General features: G+C 58.2%; 17 protein-coding genes and 1 pseudogene. 12 read left to right on the top strand and 6 right to left on the bottom strand.

Annotated elements, in window-relative coordinates; all coding sequences use genetic code 11:
- The first annotated feature begins 82 nt into the window (after positions 1 to 82).
- A complete protein-coding gene (locus A0O30_RS24375; RefSeq protein ID WP_105948344.1) occupies positions 83 to 706 on the top strand; it encodes a hypothetical protein in 624 nt (207 codons plus the stop codon).
- Positions 707 to 727: 21 nt separating this feature from the next.
- Here the strand turns inward: A0O30_RS24375 and A0O30_RS24370 are convergent, their stop codons facing one another.
- Positions 728 to 955: a hypothetical protein gene (locus A0O30_RS24370; protein WP_146256327.1), complete on the bottom strand. Its 228-nt coding sequence runs from the start codon at positions 953 to 955 to the stop codon at positions 728 to 730.
- A 192-nt stretch (positions 956 to 1,147) separates the two neighbouring features.
- A complete protein-coding gene (locus tag A0O30_RS24365; protein WP_105948342.1) occupies positions 1,148 to 1,822 on the bottom strand; it encodes a hypothetical protein in 675 nt (224 codons plus the stop codon).
- A gap of 217 nt (positions 1,823 to 2,039) precedes the next feature.
- On the opposite strand from A0O30_RS24365, the gene A0O30_RS24360 reads away from it, so the two are divergent.
- Positions 2,040 to 3,899 (top strand): DNA cytosine methyltransferase, encoded by a 1,860-nt coding sequence (locus A0O30_RS24360; protein ID WP_105948341.1) that lies wholly within the window; start codon positions 2,040 to 2,042, stop codon positions 3,897 to 3,899.
- A gap of 11 nt (positions 3,900 to 3,910) precedes the next feature.
- Here A0O30_RS24360 and A0O30_RS24355 read toward each other — a convergent pair whose 3' ends face one another.
- A complete protein-coding gene (locus A0O30_RS24355) occupies positions 3,911 to 4,570 on the bottom strand; it encodes a DUF2971 domain-containing protein (RefSeq protein WP_105948340.1) in 660 nt (219 codons plus the stop codon).
- Positions 4,571 to 4,641: 71 nt separating this feature from the next.
- Here A0O30_RS24355 and A0O30_RS28075 point away from each other — a divergent pair, with 71 nt between their 5' ends.
- Both A0O30_RS28075 and A0O30_RS24345 read left to right on the top strand, forming a co-directional pair.
- The gene (locus A0O30_RS28075) at positions 4,642 to 5,745 is read left to right on the top strand and encodes a hypothetical protein (protein ID WP_256589792.1); all 1,104 of its coding nucleotides are present in this window, start codon (positions 4,642 to 4,644) and stop codon (positions 5,743 to 5,745) included.
- Positions 5,742 to 6,107, top strand: a complete 366-nt coding sequence (locus A0O30_RS24345; protein WP_105948339.1) for a hypothetical protein — start codon at positions 5,742 to 5,744, stop codon at positions 6,105 to 6,107. The genes A0O30_RS28075 and A0O30_RS24345 overlap by 4 nt, the downstream gene beginning before the upstream one ends.
- 56 nt (positions 6,108 to 6,163) lie before the next feature.
- Here A0O30_RS24345 and A0O30_RS24340 read toward each other — a convergent pair whose 3' ends face one another.
- Together A0O30_RS24340 and A0O30_RS24335 are read right to left on the bottom strand one after the other, a co-directional pair.
- The gene (locus A0O30_RS24340) at positions 6,164 to 6,463 is read right to left on the bottom strand and encodes a hypothetical protein (protein ID WP_105948338.1); all 300 of its coding nucleotides are present in this window, start codon (positions 6,461 to 6,463) and stop codon (positions 6,164 to 6,166) included.
- A 113-nt stretch (positions 6,464 to 6,576) separates the two neighbouring features.
- Positions 6,577 to 6,789: a hypothetical protein gene (locus A0O30_RS24335; RefSeq protein ID WP_105948337.1), complete on the bottom strand. Its 213-nt coding sequence runs from the start codon at positions 6,787 to 6,789 to the stop codon at positions 6,577 to 6,579.
- A gap of 125 nt (positions 6,790 to 6,914) precedes the next feature.
- Between A0O30_RS24335 and A0O30_RS24330 the strand changes: the two genes are divergently transcribed.
- The 8 genes and pseudogenes from A0O30_RS24330 to pbpG all read left to right on the top strand — a co-directional run bounded on the left by A0O30_RS24330 (position 6,915) and on the right by pbpG (position 11,621).
- On the top strand, positions 6,915 to 7,187 hold the full coding sequence (locus A0O30_RS24330) for a hypothetical protein (RefSeq protein ID WP_105948336.1): 273 nt from the start codon (positions 6,915 to 6,917) through the stop codon (positions 7,185 to 7,187).
- A 106-nt stretch (positions 7,188 to 7,293) separates the two neighbouring features.
- Positions 7,294 to 7,650: a hypothetical protein gene (locus tag A0O30_RS24325; RefSeq protein WP_105948335.1), complete on the top strand. Its 357-nt coding sequence runs from the start codon at positions 7,294 to 7,296 to the stop codon at positions 7,648 to 7,650.
- On the top strand, positions 7,647 to 8,048 hold the full coding sequence (locus A0O30_RS24320; protein WP_105948334.1) for a phage protein NinX family protein: 402 nt from the start codon (positions 7,647 to 7,649) through the stop codon (positions 8,046 to 8,048). The genes A0O30_RS24325 and A0O30_RS24320 overlap by 4 nt, the downstream gene beginning before the upstream one ends.
- 52 nt (positions 8,049 to 8,100) lie before the next feature.
- Positions 8,101 to 8,316, top strand: coding sequence for a hypothetical protein (locus A0O30_RS24315; protein ID WP_105948333.1), 216 nt, complete (start codon positions 8,101 to 8,103; stop codon positions 8,314 to 8,316).
- Positions 8,317 to 8,651: 335 nt separating this feature from the next.
- The gene (locus A0O30_RS24305) at positions 8,652 to 9,149 is read left to right on the top strand and encodes a hypothetical protein (RefSeq protein ID WP_105948331.1); all 498 of its coding nucleotides are present in this window, start codon (positions 8,652 to 8,654) and stop codon (positions 9,147 to 9,149) included.
- Between the two features lie 222 nt (positions 9,150 to 9,371).
- A pseudogene (locus tag A0O30_RS28290) lies at positions 9,372 to 9,536 on the top strand (Arm DNA-binding domain-containing protein); the annotation flags it as partial.
- An 84-nt stretch (positions 9,537 to 9,620) separates the two neighbouring features.
- Positions 9,621 to 10,565, top strand: a complete 945-nt coding sequence (locus A0O30_RS24300; RefSeq protein ID WP_332880014.1) for a site-specific integrase — start codon at positions 9,621 to 9,623, stop codon at positions 10,563 to 10,565.
- A gap of 129 nt (positions 10,566 to 10,694) precedes the next feature.
- Positions 10,695 to 11,621 carry a D-alanyl-D-alanine endopeptidase gene (gene pbpG / locus A0O30_RS24295; protein WP_223624865.1) on the top strand — a complete coding sequence of 309 codons (927 nt, stop codon included), beginning with the start codon at positions 10,695 to 10,697 and terminating at the stop codon, positions 11,619 to 11,621.
- Positions 11,622 to 11,663: 42 nt separating this feature from the next.
- Here the strand turns inward: pbpG and A0O30_RS24290 are convergent, their stop codons facing one another.
- Positions 11,664 to 12,098: a hypothetical protein gene (locus tag A0O30_RS24290; protein ID WP_105948330.1), complete on the bottom strand. Its 435-nt coding sequence runs from the start codon at positions 12,096 to 12,098 to the stop codon at positions 11,664 to 11,666.
- Positions 12,099 to 12,194: the final 96 nt, after the last annotated feature.

The following is a 12,194-nucleotide window of genomic DNA, read 5'->3' as shown; positions in this document are numbered from 1 at the left end:
CAGAGCACTTAATAGTCCATCCCAAACCAAATTGCCACCATGCCGCCCAGCCACGGAGGGCGGCGCATGCATGGAGAAAGCCATGACCCAGTTCTACCTTCAGGACAGCCGCAGCAACACGGGTGACGGTCTCATGTTCTGGGCCTTGGGCGGCGGGTACACCACCAACCTCGACCGGGCCGAACTTTTCACCCAAGCGCAGGCCTGTGGCCACCGGGAAACAGACATTCCATGGCCGAAGGTCTACGTCGACGCCCGCGCACACCATGGCGTCGATCATCAGTACATCAGCCTGGATGAAGCCCGCGACCAGCTGACCCCGGGATACACAGTTGTCTTGCAGATCCCTGGCCACTGGAACGGTAATGACATCGCCTTGGCCCACTGGCCTATTGGCCATACCTACCTATTCGAGAAGGCCCACCGCCTCACTCTTGAGTCTGCCCAGGCGATCGGAAACACGCCAGAGGAGGCAGTTATCTGGCCATTGGCTTACCTCGAAGCCAAGGCCCGGCGCCTGGTGCACAAGCGTGACGTGAACATCAAAGAGGCCCTGCGCGGTACCGGTATCGAAATGGTGGTACCGAGGAAGCAGCGCAAGCCCTGGGAGCGAGCGCTCAACTGCCACGGCTGCGGACGCTTCATCAGCTGGGACGGCCGATTCCTCAACGACTGCCAGAACTGCGGCGCGAACAACTGCCCGTGACCCTCCGGCGCTGCCCGCTAGCTATCTGTCGAGCAAATGCTTTTCGATTCTCTCGCAGGCCAAGGCTTTTGCGGCATTCAGAGCATCGCTTTCGCTCTCCCAGCCTTCGATTGACGCTCCAATCTTTTCCTCGCCTTCCGACAGTGTTGCGTAGACATCAAACCGCGGAACAGTAGCTGAGGGGCTTAGAAAATATGTGATGTGAACTTTCACGCCCCTATGGGTGAAGTCTTCTCTTTTGCGTTCCATGTTAATCACCTTGTTCTCCTTGGCCCGACTCTATCTCGGTGCAGAACACCAATACCCCACTTCAAAGAATCACGCCACCCCGCGCTGCCCGCCAGCGCCTTCCCCTATTCAACGATAACGCCTCCCCGGCGAGGTCGCACTTGGCAAGAACAGGATCGGTGTATCTAGATTTGCTCAGGCCGCTGGCTCCGATCAGCCACTGAATTGGGACTTTGATAACCAAGGAAGTGTCTCCGATAGCTTATTCTCTACCAGCTCACGTAACTCAGAGACGCTGCCGTACTCAGCAATAGCGACTTCCATTGAAAGCTTTGATAATCCATCAACAATTTTCAAGGCCTTGACTCTTCGCTCTGTAATATTTTTCTCCGCTTTCGTTCTGGCCTCCCAACTCAAATCCCTATTCGACGCAGTTTTCTGCTCTTCTAAATCCATGAGATCAACAACTCGTTGCTGAATAGAAAGCTGTTGATCAATCAGCCTTAGAATGGTGTCTTGATATTTTGCCACCATGCTTCTCAAGGCTTCTGCAGCTAGCGATTCACTTTGAGACTTCTGAGCAACAAACGTATCGTTTTGCAGCTTAACCATGCGCTTCAGCTCTGAGCGCTGCGACTCCAAAAGGTCGCGCTGAAGATATACTGTTTTAATTACCGCAATCAATGTAACAAAGGAAACTAGGGGTCCAAGCACCCCACCGACATAGCTACCAAACGTCGCCCAGTCGCTAGGAACAATCGATAATTCTCCACTCATCTTGAAACGATACAAACCTATCGCAAAGGCACCTACACAAAACACCAAAGAAATCGCAAAAAACCAAAAGCTCAGAATTTTGCGCATCAATTTTTCCGCCAATCCTTTCATTACTACTCCTTGCGGCGCCAACAATACAGGCAGGTGGCCACTATACCCCTCAACTACGTAAGAGTCAGCAGCGGCACTGAAGCTGCGACCGTAACTTGGCACCCGCCTGCCCGGCGCCCCCCGAATCAGAGAACCCACCACACATTTCGACAATTTAGCCTCCCCGGCGAGGGCGGCGCCTGCACACAAGGACCACAACATGACCTCTATGACCTCTATGACCTTTATGACCTCCCTCGCCCTGCCCTTCGAAAAGGAGCTGGTTGTTGATCTCTTCGCCGGCGGCGGCGGCGCCAGCAGCGGCATCGCCGAGGCGTACCGCGAACCGGATGTAGCGGTAAACCACAACCCAATCGCCTTGGCTGTGCACCGCGCCAACCACCAGCAGACCGAGCACTATGTTGCCGATGTTTTCGAGGTTGACCCCATCCTGGCTACCAAAGGTCAGCCGGTCGGCATCTTGTGGGCATCGCCCGACTGCCGTCACCACAGTAAGGCCAAGGGCGGAAAGCCCCGCGACCGCAAGATTCGGGGCCTGGCATGGGTGATCATTCGCTGGGCCTACCAGACCCGTCCGCGACTGATCTTCCTTGAAAACGTGGAAGAGTTCGCCGACTGGGGGCCGCTTGACGATGAAGGGCGACCGATCAAGGCTGAGAAAGGCCGGACGTTCCAGGCATTCGTGAATGTGCTGGGCAACGGAATTCCTGAGGACCACCCGGATCTGCCGGAGATCCTGGCGGAGATCGGCGACCACGTACCCAAGGAAGCACTGGTGCGCGGGCTGCGCTACAACTTCGAGCACCAGATGCGAGTTGCCGCAGACCAAGGCGCACCCACTATCCGCAAGCGCCTGTACGGCATCGCTCGGCGCGACGGCAAGCCAATCGTGTGGCCGGCGCCGACGCATCACAAGAACCCTGGCAAGGGCCAGAAAGCCTGGCGGTCCGCCGCCGAATGCATCGACTGGGAAATGCAAGGCCGCACGATCTTCCGCGATGACGCTCTGGTGGAAAACACCATGAACCGCATCGCCAAAGGCCTGTGGCGACACACCCTGGCCTGCAACGACCCGTTCATTGTCCCGCTGCGCGGCACCTCGAAGTCGCACACCAGCACGCACAGCGTCGCCGAGCCGGCCTCGACCATAAGCGGTGGAGGCACCCATCACGCCCTGGTTCAGCCGATGATGGCAATGGCCGGATGCCTGACTGAGCATGCGAATGGGTCGACACAGCGCACCTTTGACACTCTTGAGCCTCTGCGAACCCAGGTCGCACAAGTCAAGGGAGGGCACTTTGCTTTGGTCGGTGCGCATTTGACGCACCTGACGCACCACGGAGATCGGTCAGGCTACCCCGCCACAGACCCTGCAATGACGGTGACAGGCGCCAACCGCGGCGAACAAGCGTTGGTATCTGCTTCCCTCGTGACATTACGCAAGGGCTGCGTGGGTGCTGCCGCTAACGGCCCTCTCAGTTGCATCACGCAGAACAGCGGCCACCATGCGATTGCATCAGCCCACCTTGAGCAGGCCAACGACGGCTTCTGCAAAGGCGACGACCTCACAGCTGACGATCAGCGTCTGGTCACGGCATACATGGTCAAGTACTACGGCGCCGAGAAGGACGGCATCTCACTTCGTGAGCCGGTCCACACGATCCCATCGAAAGATCGCATGGCAGTGGTAGAGGTCGTTCAGTTGCAGAGCCACACGCTAACGGACGAGCAACTGACCAGCGCCCGAAAATGCGCGGCATTCCTCCGGAAGTACTTGCCGCAGCACTTCAATGAGCACGCCGATATCGTCATGGTCGGCGGCTACGTGCTGGTCGACATCACCCTTCGCATGCTGCAGCCGCACGAGCTGAAACGTGCTCAAGGCTTCCGGCCGGACTACATCATCGACCGAGGCCTGTTCCTCGACGAGAAGACGGGCCAGCTCTACTGGAAAGCTATCAGCAAGACTGACCAGGTGAAACTGCTGGGCAACAGCGTCTGTAAGGACGAAGCCAGGGCACTGGTCGAGGCCAACGCATCCGACCTAATCCAGCTCTACCGACGCCTGGCGGCCTGATCGGAAAGCACCTACAACCAGAGTTCTTCGTCGCGATTCCTCACGATCCTGTACTGTTTGAATGCTGTTCTGACCTTGAAAATCTCAACTTCAGGATAATCGTTCCTCAGCAATGCGGCGAGCTTGGACTTCTCGAGCGACGAGTTACAACCAACAATAACTTGGCGAAGAGTTCCGATTTCCGAGAACGGCATGAAGTACAAACTATCCAGACGCTGCGACTTCTCCAGCAAGAAGATTTGCCTTACCTCTTTCTCATAAGACCACTCTGAATGTTTTATTCTAAGTTGTCTTAGCATGAAATCAGATTTTTGGTCTTTAGATTTAGAGAGGTAGGATTCTGGATCAAAAGTCATTCGACCACTGCGGTACTCCACAGTATGGAGTGACGAATCGTCGATTTCGAAAGCCAAACATATGCCCTTATGCCTATCCCCATAGTGCCCCCACTGAACAGGGCTGGCATATGTTCGGCTAAAGCAAAGCATTCCATATAGCTCAGCCATCCGACTCTTGAAGAAACGAAGATTCTTTCTAGTTTCTGGATCTTCAGATGACAAGCACAGCATTTCAAATGGGTCATTTAGATCCATTACGGTCGCAACTTTCAGTCTTGACCTCTCGATATTCTGTAGCCCGTACTGCTCATTGCAAAAGTGATAAACCATCATGGTCTTTACCCACTGTTAGCTCTTCCCATGAATTCAATCCAGCGAGCTAAATATACCCGCGAGACATTCCTATGCCCACAAAAAACAAAATCGATTGCCCGGCCTTTCACAAGCGATTCGGCGGCTACCCGTACAGCGATCGCGTGCCGCGCACGGTCCGCATGCTGGTTACCGTAACCTCCGATCGCATACCAGGCGTTGAACCCGCCCACACGCCCGAGGCAAGGCAAGGACAAACCTATCCAGCCTGGACCAACAGCCACGGCGCCGTAGTCGCCGTAATGGATAACGGCGCCCGCCTCGGCCTACGCCCGGCAGAGTTCGAGGTCGACAGCTGGCACCACCTTGCAGCTGAGCCAGCGACACAACACCCCGAGCCTATAGCCTGGATGGTTGGTACTGCCTTCTGGTGGACCAAAGAAGAGGCAGAGAGGGATGCGGCGGCTACCGGCCTGCCGATCATTGCGGTAGGCCCAATCGCGGATAGCTTCAAGCCAGCCGACCGTAGCGAGCAGTCGCTCGACATGGTTCTTGGGCATCACCAGGGCGAGCCGGTGGCGCGCGTCGAGGTCGGGGCAGATCGCAATGCTTGCGTGACCATCACAGACAGCGACTGGCTGCGCAGCCTGAAAGACAAGACCAGCCATCAAGTTGTGCCGCTCTACCCCCACGCCGATCCTGGCGAGGTTGAGCGGCTGCGTACAGAGCTGACCCGTATGCATGAATCGAACTGGAAGTCGTCCCAGTTCGGGATCAAGTTGCAAGCCAAGCTGGCCAATCAGGATGCACTGCTGCACAAGCTGAAGGAGACAATTCAGCGCGAATACTGGGATGAGTACGCCGGCCTGGACGAGACACGAGAGCTTATCGACGCCGCTCTATCCTCCGGCCAGGAGCCACGCACGCCTGCCGCCCCATACCAGAATCGCCTTTGCCATATCGACTACACCGCCCACCCTTACCGGTGCGGCTGCCTGAAGGGTGACGAAGAGGCGCAACGGAGATACGACGAGCACTTCCGAGGCGCCAGCGCAAAGCCAGGCGCAACGATTGAGCGCAATGATCTGATCCCCATGGTCGACGCCGCGATGGTCGAAACGTCCAACATCCTTCCGCCGCTGAAGCGCAGCGACTGCGAGAAGTTGATCCGCGCCGCCCTGGAGCGCCAGCCATGAACGACGAGGCGCACCTGCCTGAGCAGAGTGAAGTCGCTCGACTGGCGCAGCTCGTGTCCCAGCTTCAGGCCGACTTGACCGTACGCGACCAGCGCATCGATCAGCTGGAGAATGGCGAACTCGACTGGATGGACCCGCGCCGCGCCAAGGTCTTTGCCGACGGCCGAAATGCAGGGCTGAACGAAGCGTCGGATCTCTGCAACCGCATGGGATGGGCCGCCTATTACCCGCCAGGGACAAGGTACCGAGCCTTTGTGCCGAAGGCGCGAACAGCTTTGGGTGACCTGCTGATCAAGGCTGCCAACGCAATCGCTGATCTCCCTGACGGCCCCTACGAGCGATTCAAGGCGCGCCAGGCGTAGAAGAAAACTGGGTAGGAGTACAAAAGTACTCCAGCCAGCTGTAACCCCTCTCCCCTCTACTTCGATGCGGCGAGACGATCAGCAGCAGATACACCCTCCACAGCAATGCGGCGAGCGCGGCCAACACCCCATGCGAGCGCCCGGGTCATCGACTCACCTGGTCGAGAATCGAAAGCCTCCTCATGGATGGCCATGCCGCTGGATGCGTACACACCGATGAACATCTGCGTCATACCAGTTCGCGACAGGCGCACCTGCACGTCAATGAAGGTGCCGTCACTGAGCGTTTCGGCTTGAGTGCGATGGTGCAACGTCGGGTCTGCCCAATCCCAAAAAACATCACCGCGAATTCTCATGCCGTCTCCTACGACTTTAGTTGTATGCGATAGGTGACTATTCACAATAGCGACCGCGAAGCGGCTATCAACCGCAGCGGGAGATACTGAGAACTGAATCGGACAAGCGGCAATCAGTCTGCGTCCGGGGGCTCAGGCAGGTGCATCGTTGCAGCAAAAGCCATCCATTCTTCAAAAATGCGTCGGTGCTGGTCGCAATCCGATCGCCAGTTGGAGGAAGACGTCACACCATACACAACCTGACTCATCGTTTGAGCAGTGTAGGTATCGAGCTTTCGAAGCAGTTCATACGCATGAAACTGCTGATCCTTGCTGATAGAGCTCATTTGATCCACCGCTGATGAGGAGCGAAGCACTCCTCGTGACCGGTGGACACCCCGCCACAGATTAAAGTCACCCGAACTTAAACATTTTTCGCCAACTGCCGCGATATGGCGGCCAAGGAACCCGCATGCCTGCAAAACAGTATCCGCTGGAGGTGCAAAGCGTCGGCAGCGACACCTACATCGCTATGAGCAAAGGTCACCACGACCTTGAGGCGTTCATGGCTGAAGCCGTCAAGGAATGGCCTGGCCGGTTCCTGGGTGGCCCGCAGCACAAATGGTGTAAGACCGTGCCGGATCGCTCGGGCGAGTTTGCGCACCGATATGTGTTCGTCGAAGAAGGCACGCCAGGCGCATGGCCGGTGAGGGCCGAACCCAACAACCCGAGTGCTCGCCGGTGATCCAGCTGCAGGCCGGCAACCAGCGCCAGCTCTCCCCGCACGAAACCCAACCCGAACCTACACCCGCTCTGGCGCCTGGGCGCTGGATTGATGAGAGGTATCAGCTGTGAAACTGACCGACAACCAGCAGCGCGTCCTCGATGCCTTGCGCGAGGTATCACGCGCCAACGTAGTGCGGTACCGGGAGAAAACCCCGTACCTGTACGAGCAAGACTGCAAGAAGCTGGCGGCAGGCGATCAGGCCTGCGCCTTTGGACTTGGCGGGCTGAGCCGCGAGGTTGGCACTCGCCTCAACCTCGCGGCCGCTTCGGTGCTCAGCACTTTCAAGGCTCTGGAGCGAAAAGGTCTCGTCCTGCGCGAGGCCGGCTACCCGGAGTATCAGCGGCCACGTTACTGGTGGCCTGTCGGTCTCGCAGCAGAGATGGCAGCTCAACTGCTTCCATCCGAGAAGGTGTCGCCATGACCGACCTGATCGAAGTGAGGGTATCCAACCTATCTGGTGAGGCGCTGGGCTGGGCAGTCGGCAAGGCCGAAGGGCTGGATGTGTACTTGGAGCCGCCCGGCTACAACGGAGTGCCCTGGCGGGTGTTCGCCCGGCACCAGGGCCAGGCCATCGAGCACGCCAAGCGTTTCAACCCCTGGGAAGACTGGGCGGTCGGTGGGCCTCTGATCGACAAGCACCAGGGAGGCGCCAAGTACTGCTCCGACCTGGATGAAGCCGTCTGCTACAGCGGAGGGCCTGCGGCAGCTGTCGTTTGGCTGTACGGACCCAATGCATTGACGGCGTTCTGTCGCGGGCTAGTTCGCTACCAGCTCGACTATATCGTCCAGGTGCCGAAGGAGCTGATGCCATGTTCCTGATACCGATCGCAGCACCGCTGCTCATGGCCTACCTGATCTACAGGGGGCCGCGATGAATCAGATCCGGCATGTCGCAACCGTCATCACGCCGGCCCATCGAAAGTTCGGCTACTGGAGCGTGATCGTGAAAACCGATGCTGAGCCAGCATCCATCGTGGTACTCAGCTACCGAACTGAAAAGGCTGCGCTGGAGGTGGCTCCTGGATACGCGATTCCGCCTCCAGTAGATCACGGCATCGTTGCTGCGGACCTGAAAATCCCGTCCTAACCCTTCCCCTACTACTCAAGCCCGCCAGCCAGGCGGAACCATATCGGTAACCCCGCCGAAATGGTCACACCCAACCACTACTCAAGTCCGCCGGCGTGCCGACCAGAAGTGCGTCGCAGCCAGCAATACACCCGGTATGGCCATGCCGAGGCCGCTGTAGATGAATGCAGGCTGCTCTGTCATAAGCCCACTGAAAGCGAACCCGATACCAGTTGGTATCAGGGTGACTGCTGCATAGCCCCACGGCTTTCTAGTTTCCTTTGCCATATCGTTCCTCCTCTTGAACCCCGATTAAACCACATGAGCCCGCCGACAGGCGCAGGCGAGGATTCCCTATGTCCGCAACAGAGCGATTCCACCACACCGCGAACGACTGCCTGGAGCGTATCGCGGCTGACCTCTGGCCAGGCGCCAAGCTGGCTTTGGTCATCTACACCCAGGACAAGCCCGAGCTCGACATCGTGCTCAAGGACAGCGGCCTGAACGTTGACGAGGTCGTGAGCACCCTGCGGCGGCGCGGCGGCCTGGGCCTTGATGGCGGGAACATTTACAAGCGGCTGCTCTGTGACGCCATCATCGGCGCCATGGCCTTAGGCAAGCAGAACAGCAACCCACCGCCGGAAGGCCATTGGGGCCAAGAGTTCTGGGATGTCGGCCGAGCCGAGGGCGCGCTTCAGGAAGAGCTGGTGCAGGCGCTGCGCCTGGTGCGCAAAGAGCTGGATGCCTGCCAGCGAGTGATCCATTACGCAGGAGGCTTCACGCCAGCCTACGTCGACGATGCCCAGGCCGCTATCAAGGTGGCTGACGCGGTGATCGCGAAAATCCCTGCCTGACTACCAACCTGCCGCCACCGGCGGCGTGGAGACCATCATGCAAGACGAAGAGCGCCAGCCGGTGACCTATGTATCCGACAAGGTCCCTGAGGAAAAAATGGCCGAGCTGGTCGGTACGACCAAGCGGGCCCTGGAAGGCAAGCGAAGCCGCGGCGTGATCCCCGAGGGGGTCTGGAAGAAGATCGACGGCCGTATTTTTTACAGCATCAGGAGATACGAAGCGTGGCTGGAAGGAAGCTGGGGCTACCCACTGGAGTCGAATTCATCGGCAAATCAATCCGGATCCGTTTTACTTGCAACGGTGAACGTCGGACCGAAACTCTCGCATACCCCCAGACCGCCAAGGGGATCAAAGCGGCAGCCGATCTACGCGCTCAAGTAATCAGCCTGGCCAAGCACGGGGTTCTGGACGAAAAGCGGTACGCCGAACTGTTCCCGACTTCGAGCTACAACGCTCCAACTAATGAGCTCATGTTTGGCGAGTATGCGCAAAGCTGGTTGAACAGCCTAGAAGTGGTCCACGACACCCGGGTCAACTACAAGGGCTTGATGAACAACTACTGGATGCCACATCTGGCGACACTGCCGATCAAGGCGGTCACGCCGATGGTTCTGAGGGAGGTGGTCGCAAAGACCAAGTGGAAAAGTTCGACAGTCAAGCGCGCCGCGATTGCCCGGGTTAAGGCAATGTTTCGTGCGGCGGTCTACGACGAAGTAGTGGACAGGAACCCAGCGGCATCAATCCAGTTGCCGCAGAAAAACAGAAAGCAGATTGACCCCTTCACTGTTGAAGAGGCTGACGCGCTGATCCAGTGGATGTACGCGAACTTCTCCCGAAGCAACCAGGTGTTCGCGGCTTTCTACGAGTTCGCGCTGTTTACCGGCATGCGTACCGGGGAAATCATGGCGCTGCGCTGGGATGAGATCGACTTTGAGAAAAAGACGGCCCACGTCTGTCGGATCGTGGTCGAGAATCAGGTAGTTGATCGCACCAAGACCAAGTACACCCGAACCGTGATGCTTAACAGCCGAGCCCTTGGCGCCCTGGCCAGAGCGCAAGAGGTGGCGCATTACCGGTCCAAGCAAACGCGTCGGGTGTCTACCGAATCGCCATTCATCTTTCAGCCTGCGGGGAAGTCACTCCACATGATGAGGCCTGAAACGCCTGCGCACCACTTCAACGAGGCGATCAAGGCCCTGAAAATTCCTGCCCGACCGCAGTACAACTGCAGGCATACCTATGCCACGATGTGCCTTATGTCGGGCATGAACCCTGCCTTCATCGCTGGCCAGCTGGGGCACTCCGTCCAGGTGCTGCTCACGACCTACGCGAAGTGGTTGAATTCAGCCAACGACTGGGCAGAACTGGCGAAGCTGGAAACGAACGTAATTGGTACAGAATTGGTACAGCATTAAATATCGTTCACCTTGCGCCCTTTAGTCATAAGGCATTCGACAGCGTTTGGGCCATACTCCACAATGCAGCGGTTTAGGGGGAAAACCCTTGCACAGCCAACGACATACCAACTTTTAGTGAGCCTCAACGTGAAAACATCCCTGTCTATCCTCAGCCTGCTGCTGTTGCTCACAGGAACCGCGACCCTTCCGTCGACCGCTGCTGCACAACCCCCGGCCCAGGTTCAACGCGACCCGTCCAAGCTGCACCTGGCTTCAGGCAGCGCCTTGCTGATCGACCTGAACACCAACCAGGAACTGTACGCCAGCCATGCCGACCGCGTGGTGCCGATTGCCTCGGTGACCAAACTGATGACAGCGATGGTGGTGCTGGATGCCAAACTGCCCATGGATGAGATGCTCACCATGACCATTGCCAACAACCCGGAAATGAAAGGCGTGTATTCGCGTGTGCGCCTGGGAAGCCAGCTTGACCGCCGCGAAACGCTGCTGATTACCCTGATGTCGTCGGAAAACCGTGCCGCCAACTCCCTGGCCAACGCCTACCCAGGTGGCTACCCGGCGTTCATCAAGGCGATGAATGCCAAAGCTCGCAGCCTGGGCATGGCACATACCCGGTATGTCGAGCCGACCGGCCTGTCGACACAGAACGTATCCACCGCCCGTGACCTGGCCAAGCTGCTGATGGCCTCGCGCAAGTACCCGATGCTGAGCGAGCTGTCGACCACACGCGAAAAAACCGTGGCCTTCCGCAAGCCCAACTACACGTTGGGCTTCCGTAACACCGACCACCTGGTGAACAAGAACAACTGGGACATCAAGCTGACCAAGACCGGCTTCACCAACGAAGCCGGGCACTGCCTGGTGCTGCTGACCCGCATGGACAACCGCCCGGTGGCCATGGTCATCCTGGATGCGTTCGGCAAGTACACCCACTTCGCCGATGCCAGCCGCATGCGTCAGTGGCTGGAAACCGGTGCCGCCAAACCGGCGCCGGCAGTGGCCATGCAGTACAAGGCAGACCGGCAGAACAAGGGACGCCTGGTTTCCGAGTAAACCCAAACGGTCTGGCTGGGGCCTTTGCAGGCCCCAGTCGTATCATGCCTGCGTATTGACCATCCCCCCTGCACTGCTGCCACCTGACGTCTGCAGCGCTTCGAGCAACTGCGCAGTTGCCTGCAGGATTTCCCCATTGATGGTCGCGATGCTCGCCTGCTTGGCACTCACAGCTGCCATCTTGGCGGTTTCTTCCATCTTCTGCGCCATCAACTGGGCCAGTTGTTTCTGTTCGTCAGCCAATTGCTTCTGCAGCTTCTTGATCATCTCGCGCAATTGCTTGATGTGCGCAGGCTCCGAGCTTTCACTGCTGCCCTGAGCCCCTTGGGCCTGGCCGCCACCGTTCGCCCTGGAGGCGTCGGTCTGAGCGACTGTTCCACCCTCTTCAGCCTTTTGCGCGTCCTGGCTGTCGGCAGTCTGAGTCGTGCTCAACGCCTGGGCCGTGGTGCTGATGCTGACTGCTGCAATTCCTGTCATGTCTGTCTCCCTGCGTTGCAAAATGGGTCCTTGCATTGTTTTGCCTATCGGCCGCAGCGCGCAGGTCTTTAGCCCGTGTAGCAGTGGGTCGGCCGC

Source organism: Pseudomonas sp. LLC-1, assembly GCF_002992185.1.
Taxonomy (GTDB): Bacteria; Pseudomonadota; Gammaproteobacteria; order Pseudomonadales; family Pseudomonadaceae; genus Aquipseudomonas; species Aquipseudomonas monteilii.
This window is presented reverse-complemented; position numbering and strand designations above follow the sequence as displayed.

Excerpts from the sequence above, each read along its gene's own strand:
- A0O30_RS24375 (WP_105948344.1), top strand. The coding sequence starts at position 83 with ATGACCCAGTTCTACCTTCAGGACAGCCGCAGCAACACGGGTGACGGT.
- A0O30_RS24370 (WP_146256327.1), bottom strand. The coding sequence starts at position 955 with ATGGAACGCAAAAGAGAAGACTTCACCCATAGGGGCGTGAAAGTTCAC.
- A0O30_RS24365 (WP_105948342.1), bottom strand. The coding sequence starts at position 1,822 with ATGAAAGGATTGGCGGAAAAATTGATGCGCAAAATTCTGAGCTTTTGG.
- A0O30_RS24360 (WP_105948341.1), top strand. The coding sequence starts at position 2,040 with ATGACCTTTATGACCTCCCTCGCCCTGCCCTTCGAAAAGGAGCTGGTT.
- A0O30_RS24355 (WP_105948340.1), bottom strand. The coding sequence starts at position 4,570 with ATGATGGTTTATCACTTTTGCAATGAGCAGTACGGGCTACAGAATATC.
- A0O30_RS28075 (WP_256589792.1), top strand. The coding sequence starts at position 4,642 with ATGCCCACAAAAAACAAAATCGATTGCCCGGCCTTTCACAAGCGATTC.
- A0O30_RS24345 (WP_105948339.1), top strand. The coding sequence starts at position 5,742 with ATGAACGACGAGGCGCACCTGCCTGAGCAGAGTGAAGTCGCTCGACTG.
- A0O30_RS24340 (WP_105948338.1), bottom strand. The coding sequence starts at position 6,463 with ATGAGAATTCGCGGTGATGTTTTTTGGGATTGGGCAGACCCGACGTTG.
- A0O30_RS24335 (WP_105948337.1), bottom strand. The coding sequence starts at position 6,789 with ATGAGCTCTATCAGCAAGGATCAGCAGTTTCATGCGTATGAACTGCTT.
- A0O30_RS24330 (WP_105948336.1), top strand. The coding sequence starts at position 6,915 with ATGCCTGCAAAACAGTATCCGCTGGAGGTGCAAAGCGTCGGCAGCGAC.
- A0O30_RS24320 (WP_105948334.1), top strand. The coding sequence starts at position 7,647 with ATGACCGACCTGATCGAAGTGAGGGTATCCAACCTATCTGGTGAGGCG.
- A0O30_RS24315 (WP_105948333.1), top strand. The coding sequence starts at position 8,101 with ATGAATCAGATCCGGCATGTCGCAACCGTCATCACGCCGGCCCATCGA.
- A0O30_RS24305 (WP_105948331.1), top strand. The coding sequence starts at position 8,652 with ATGTCCGCAACAGAGCGATTCCACCACACCGCGAACGACTGCCTGGAG.
- A0O30_RS24300 (WP_332880014.1), top strand. The coding sequence starts at position 9,621 with ATGTTTGGCGAGTATGCGCAAAGCTGGTTGAACAGCCTAGAAGTGGTC.
- A0O30_RS24290 (WP_105948330.1), bottom strand. The coding sequence starts at position 12,098 with ATGACAGGAATTGCAGCAGTCAGCATCAGCACCACGGCCCAGGCGTTG.